Origin of the sequence: Flavobacterium sp. KMS (assembly GCF_000813005.1) — a bacterium.
GTDB lineage: Bacteria > Bacteroidota > Bacteroidia > Flavobacteriales > Flavobacteriaceae > Flavobacterium.
Map to the genome: position 1 here is coordinate 41032 of NZ_JSYP01000032.1, position 6740 is coordinate 47771.

General features: G+C 32.1%; 5 protein-coding genes. 2 read left to right on the forward strand and 3 right to left on the reverse strand.

Annotation, left to right across the window (positions count from 1 at the left end):
• Position 1 precedes the first annotated feature (1 nt).
• The 3 genes from OA93_RS22485 to OA93_RS22495 all read right to left on the reverse strand — a co-directional run bounded on the left by OA93_RS22485 (position 2) and on the right by OA93_RS22495 (position 4181).
• Positions 2-1786: a chloride channel protein gene (locus OA93_RS22485; protein WP_039116373.1), complete on the reverse strand. Its 1785-nt coding sequence runs from the start codon at positions 1784-1786 to the stop codon at positions 2-4.
• 128 nt (positions 1787-1914) lie between these two features.
• Positions 1915-3600, reverse strand: a complete 1686-nt coding sequence (gene ggt, locus OA93_RS22490) for a gamma-glutamyltransferase (protein ID WP_039116374.1) — start codon at positions 3598-3600, stop codon at positions 1915-1917.
• The gene (locus OA93_RS22495) at positions 3597-4181 is read right to left on the reverse strand and encodes an ACP phosphodiesterase (RefSeq protein WP_039116385.1); all 585 of its coding nucleotides are present in this window, start codon (positions 4179-4181) and stop codon (positions 3597-3599) included. Before OA93_RS22495 ends, ggt begins: the two co-directional genes overlap by 4 nt.
• A gap of 189 nt (positions 4182-4370) precedes the next feature.
• Here OA93_RS22495 and glmM point away from each other — a divergent pair, with 189 nt between their 5' ends.
• Positions 4371-5759, forward strand: a complete 1389-nt coding sequence (gene glmM, locus OA93_RS22500) for a phosphoglucosamine mutase (protein ID WP_039116375.1) — start codon at positions 4371-4373, stop codon at positions 5757-5759.
• Between the two features lie 253 nt (positions 5760-6012).
• The coding region (locus OA93_RS22505; protein WP_039116376.1) for a hypothetical protein at positions 6013-6740 on the forward strand (728 nt) is incomplete at its 3' end.

Here is a 6740-nt window from a genome sequence, read left to right on the forward strand (position 1 = left end):
CTTATTCTATCGTCATAGATCTTAACTTAGTTCTATAAGCTTCTAAAGCTATAGATTTGGAGATGAAGCCGTAATATTTCCCATTTCTTATTACAGGTAAAAATGCCACTTTAGATGCTTCAAATTTATTCATCACCGTTTCCATGCTATCTATTGATGAGATAGTAGCTGGAGGAGTTTTCATAACATCTTTTATCAAGGTGTATTTTACTCGGTACACATTAAATATAATCTCACGAATATCATTAAAATGTACAATCCCTACTAATTCACCATCGTTATTTACGACCGCGAAAACAACTTGATTAGAATGTGATATATAATCGACTAGCTTACTAAGATGCTCATCTGGAGAAACAGTTAAATAGTCAGTTTGAATGATAGAATCAATTTCTAAAGTCGATAAAATATTAGAATCTTTATTGCTGGTAAAAGCATGACCTTTTTTTGCTAAACCTTTTACGTCAAGCGAATATTTCTCAAAACGTTTAGAAATAGCAAAACTTATAGATGAAACTATCATAAGAGGAATCATTAAGCTATAACCACCAGTAATTTCTGCAATCAAGAAAATTGCTGTAAGAGGTGCATGAAATAATCCGCTTAATATTCCAGCCATTCCTACCATGGTAAAATTACTAATAGGCAATTTTGAAAGTCCGATTAGGGTAACAAATTTTGAAAAGAAATACCCTAGATAAGAACCTAAAAATAAAGAAGGAGCAAAGTTTCCTCCATTACCACCACTACCAATAGTTAGGCCAGAAGCAAAAACTTTCATCATCATAGTACATCCCACAAAAAGTAGTAAAACCCATTGATTGTTTCTGAAGCTTGCAAATAAGGTATTGTCAAGTAATTTCCCTGGATCGCTTTCGGATAAAGTTTTTATACTTTCATATCCCTCACCAAATAATGTTGGAAAGATAAAAATTAAAACTGCTAACATCGAAGAACCAAATAAAGCTTTTTTATAAGGGCTTAATTTTAATTTGGAAAAATAATGTTCGACTCTCTGAAAATTTCTAGCGTAATAAACGGCTACAAATCCAGTTAATACACCTAGAAGTACGTAGAAAGGTATATTATGATAATCGAATGTTTGTTGTTGCTTAAAATTTAATAAGATGTTTTCGTCTAAAACAATTGCAGAAACTAAAGCACCAGTGGCAGCCGAAATCATAATTGGGGTAAATGCCGAAATACTTACATCGACCAATAAAACTTCGATAGCAAAAAGAACTCCAGCAATTGGCGCATTAAATGCCGCTGCAATTCCAGCTGCAACACCGCAACCTATAAGTAAAGTTCTGTCTTTATAAGGTAGTTTATAGTTTTGTGCATAATTAGAACCAAATGCTGCTCCAGTAACCACAATTGGACTTTCTAAACCTGCAGATCCACCAAGACCAACAGTAAGAGAGCTTGTAATGATTTGGGCATACATTTGTTTTTTGGGTATAATACTCGCTTTCTTGGCAACAGTATATAATATCTGCGAAGTACCTTTTTCAATAGTTCCGCCTAAAACTCTTTTTACAACAAAAACAGTAAGTAAAATACCAATAATGGGTAATATACTATTGATGAAGCTTAATTTTAAAATACCATTAATGTAAGTGGCAAACGAAAATACACTGTGAGCAAATGTCTTTAAAACAATTACAGCAAAGGCGCATGAAATACCAACCAAAACACTGGACAAGAATATAAATTGCTTTTGCGTCAATACAGATTGCAGCATTGCAATAATCGATTCAAATCTCCGGATGTATTTTTTTAACATTATGTTTTAAAAAAGTTATGTAATAGTGCAAATTTAGCTTTTAGAACCCAAACTATATAATTTTAAAGCTGTTAATCTCTCGAAAGAAATTAACAGCTTCAAAAAAAGACATTTTATATGTTATTTAATTAAAAACCAACAGCTGTATCATCTCCACGGAAATCAGCACCACCTTCTAGAGTTTTGTTTGGTAAAACCAAAATAGCATCTACTTTTCCAATTACAGGAGGATTTTTTTCGTTGATGATATAATTTTTGGTTTTTAAATATTCAAGTGTTTTCGAATCAAAAGCTTTTGGTTCAAAGCTAATATTGTCAGGTAACCATTGGTGATGAAAACGAGGTGCATTCACAGCTTCCTGCATACTAAAATTGTATTCATGCACATTTAAAATAGTTTGCAAAACCGATGTAATGATTGTAGAACCACCAGGAGTTCCAACAACCATATATAAACTACCATTTTTTTCCACAATTGTAGGAGTCATAGAACTTAGCATTCTTTTTTGAGGAGCAATACTATTAGCTTCATTTCCTACTAATCCAAACATATTAGGTTCTCCAGGTTTTACGCTAAAATCATCCATTTCGTTGTTTAGGAAAAAACCTAGTTCATCACAGTAATACTTAGAACCGTATGCATCGTTAATTGTCGTTGTTGCTGCAACAGCATTCCCAAATTGATCTACGATTGAATAATGAGTTGTTTCAGTACTTTCGCTATATTTTATTTCTCCATGTTTTACATCCGAAGACAAAGTAGCTTTGTCAAAACTAAAAGTAGACATTCTTTGTTTTAAATAATCATCTGAAAGTAATCCTTTTAATGGGATTTTTACAAAATCAGGATCGCCTAAAAAGTAACTTCTATCAGCATAAGCTCTTCTTTCTGCTTCTACAATTACTTGAATTGCTTCCGCAGAATTATGTCCCATTTTTTCTAAATCATAAGGTTCAATCATTTTTAGTATTTGTGCCAAACAAATTCCACCACTACTAGGTGGAGACATCGAAGTAATTTTTAAATCTTTGTAATTAAAAGTTAATGGTTTTCTCCATTTTACTTCATATGATGCTAAATCTTTCATAGAGATAATCCCACCTCTTTTGTTAAGATAATCAACTAATATTTTAGCAGTTTTTCCTTTGTAAAATTCATCACGACCATTTTTCTGAATCCTTTTTAAAGTTTCTGCAAGAGCAGAATATTTTATAGTATCATTTTCTTTATATACGGTCGCTAACAAAGTATTTTTGCCGTTTCTTTCTATAATTACATCTCGGTAATTGTTTAAACGCTCTTCTTGTTTTTTAGTCACAATTACACCTCTTTCTGCTAGTGCTATAACAGGTTCTAAAATTGTTGACATAGGTAAGGAGCCAAATTTTTTGTGTACTGCAAAAACTCCTGCAACAGTTCCAGGTATTCCAATGGCTAGAGCAGTTTCAGTACTTTTTCCTTTAATAACGTTTCCGTCTTTATCAAGAAACATATCTTTGGTAGCTTTCAGAGGAGCTCTTTCTCTATAATCAATAGATCCAACTTCACCATTTGCTTTTCGGTAGACCATAAATCCTCCTCCGCCAATGTTTCCTGCGTATGGGAAGGCTACAGCCAATGCTAATTCGGTAGCAACCATAGCATCAAATGCATTTCCTCCTTTTTTCATAATGTCGGAACCAATTTTGGATGCTTCAGCTCGTGCCGAAACAACCATTGCTTTGCTGGTAACTAATCCTGTTGGTTGATTAGTTGTGTTTTGGGCAAAAGAGGTAAGCGAGATAAAATAGCATAAAAAGGCAATCTTCTTCATAATGAAAGTAATTTGTGATTAACGTGTTGTTTTAAATCTTCAAAAAATTCGGTAAATTCAGCTTCAAATTCGGTATAGAATTCTTTTAATTCCGCTGTAGCGAATTGCATTTTTGAAGTGTTTTTTGTTCTGCGATCCATCTGAGTCAGGATATGATTAATCCCCTCGATGGTTTGGTAACTTACCAGCCAGTTTTCGTGAAACATAATAGGCATTATGCGTTGTGTTTTTTCGCTTAAAATACTATGATTTTCAGCCAAAGAATTATAAAATCGATCAACAAAATCATTGAGATTTTCATCTGAATAAGTTTTCCAGTTTTTGGCTAAAAAATGATCGTAAAATATATCAATAATTACACCAGCATAATGATGGTATTTTTCATGAAGTTTTTTGGTGCTTTGTCTAAAAACAGGATGAGCATCAGTATAAGTGTCTATGGCGCGATGTAAAATGATCCCCTTTTGAACTTCAGCAGGAAAATTTTCAAATTGTTTCCCCCGAATTCCATCGGCCATAAAGTTGCCGATTTTAATCAAATCATTATCGCCAGAAAGATATATATGAGCTAGGAAATTCATTTTTATAGGAGTTACTAAGGTTCTAAAAGCAGAAGGCACTAAGTTTACTCATGTAAAAGTATAAAAACTTTTCAACTCATTTGACTAAAAACAGAATGCTTTGACTACTTTTTTAAAATCTTGGCTTTTTATTCTCTTACTTACTCGGCAACTTTTTTATATTTGTAGCTATAACCATAACTCAATATAATGACTTTAATAAAATCGATATCAGGGATAAGAGGAACAATTGGTGGTAAAGTAGGGGACAATCTTACACCAGTTGATGCAGTAAAATTTGCTTCGGCCTATGGAACTTTCCTTAAAAATAATATTAAAAAAGAAAAACTAACGGTTGTAATTGGTCGTGACGCGAGAATTTCAGGTCCAATGATTCATAATTTAGTTGTAAATACACTAGTAGGTTTAGGAATTAATGTAATAGACCTGGGTCTTTCGACAACACCAACAGTAGAAGTTGCTGTCCCTTTAGAAAAAGCAGATGGAGGAATAATACTTACTGCATCACATAATCCAAAACAATGGAATGCATTAAAATTATTGAATGAAAAGGGAGAATTCCTTAATGGAGCAGAAGGAGCAAAGATTTTAGAAATTGCCGAAGCAGAAGCTTTCGATTTCTCAGATGTAGATAGTTTAGGCGAAATTACAATTAATGACGCTTATATGGATATTCATATCGATGAAGTTTTGAATTTGCCTTTAGTAGATGTTGAAGCAGTAAAAGCAGCAAAATTTAAAGTTGTTGTAGATGGTGTGAATTCTTCTGGGGGAATTATTATTCCAAAATTATTAGAGTTAATGGGTGTTGAAGTAGTAAAATTATACTGCGAACCAAACGGACATTTTCCTCATAACCCAGAACCGTTAAAAGAGCATCTTACAGATATCTCCGAATTGGTTGTGAAAGAAAAAGCGCATTTAGGAGTAGTAGTAGATCCAGATGTAGATCGTTTGGCCTTTATTTGTGAAGATGGAGAAATGTTTGGCGAGGAATATACTCTTGTAGCTTGTGCTGATTATGTTTTAAGTAAAACTCCAGGGAATACAGTTTCGAATATGTCATCATCTCGTGCTTTAAGAGACGTTACGGTTGCTCATGGCGGAAAATACGAAGCCAGTGCAGTAGGAGAAGTGAATGTAGTAGAGTTGATGAAAAAAAACAATGCTATTATTGGAGGAGAAGGAAATGGAGGAATCATTTATCCAGAATCTCATTACGGAAGAGATAGTTTGGTAGGAGTTGCATTGTTTTTGACACATTTGGCAAATAAAAAAATGACAGTTTCGGCTTTGCGTGCTTCATATCCAGAGTATTATATGAGCAAAAACAAAATCGAATTAACACCACAAATCGATGTTGATGCTATTCTGGTTGCAATGACTGAGAAATATAAAAATGAAGACATCACTACTATTGATGGAGTAAAAATTGATTTTGCTACAGAATGGGTGCATTTAAGAAAATCGAATACAGAGCCAATTATTCGTATTTATACCGAAGCACCATCACAAGAAAAAGCAGATGTTCTTGCTTTGAGAATTATAGATGAGATAAAAGCAATCGCAGGAATTTAATTTTCACGATAAAATGGAATAAAAAATACCCGAAATCAATTTCGGGTATTTTTGTTTGTGAAATTAACATGATGTTTATTAGTTAATAAATTTGTTGGGATTTATATATTTGAACTATGTCATCGTTAATATTTAAAATGTATTTTATTCATAAACTTTAATTTGATTGCAATAACTTGAATTATTGGAATAGATCAGTTTTATTTTTATCGAAAATAACATTCTAAATTTAAAAATAATAATATCAAAAATAATGAAAAAAATATTTTATATATTTTTAGTTTCTGTACTAATACTCTCTTCTTGCTCTAAAGATGATGATTATGAAAATGATTCTACGAATATTTTATTAAGAAAAGAGATTGGTAAAGAAAATAATAAAGAGACATACTCTTCTGAAAATGTATATAACGGAAATAGAATAGTTAGTAGTGGTGACATTAGTTTTACGTATACAGGAAATTATATTACTAAACAGGCTTCAGCTTACTATACATATGAGTTTGGATATGATAATGGAAAGTTAGTTAGTTATACAGAAAAATTTACTGGGGATAATGGTTTCTCGAAAACTGCTTATACGCATAACGTAGACGGAACTGTTTCGTTTAAAAAGTACTTTGTTTTTAACTCAACAGAAACAGAAAAAGCAACTGGTACTCTCACATTTAAAAATGGTAATCTTGTGAAAAAAGAGTATGTATATAAAGATAATCAAGAAGTTGTGATTCAAACGACAATAAAAGAATATGATACTATGAACAATCCGTATAAAAATATTTTGGGTTGTGATTTATTGTTTGATGATGACCGATTTCTTAGTATGTTAAATGGTAATAGAAATAACATAGTTAAAACTACGTCAACTACTTCAAATGTACAAGAGTTTTTCTTAGATTCTCTTCAAAAAACGATAAGTATATTTGAATACTCATACAATTCAAAAGGATTTCCAATTTTAAGAAGTAGTATTGATAATAA

What these genes read in the sequence shown, in the direction of transcription:
- OA93_RS22485 (WP_039116373.1), bottom strand. Translation starts at nt 1,786, where the DNA reads ATGTTAAAAAAATACATCCGGAGATTTGAATCGATTATTGCAATGCTG.
- ggt (WP_039116374.1), bottom strand. Translation starts at nt 3,600, where the DNA reads ATGAAGAAGATTGCCTTTTTATGCTATTTTATCTCGCTTACCTCTTTT.
- OA93_RS22495 (WP_039116385.1), bottom strand. Translation starts at nt 4,181, where the DNA reads ATGAATTTCCTAGCTCATATATATCTTTCTGGCGATAATGATTTGATT.
- glmM (WP_039116375.1), top strand. Translation starts at nt 4,371, where the DNA reads ATGACTTTAATAAAATCGATATCAGGGATAAGAGGAACAATTGGTGGT.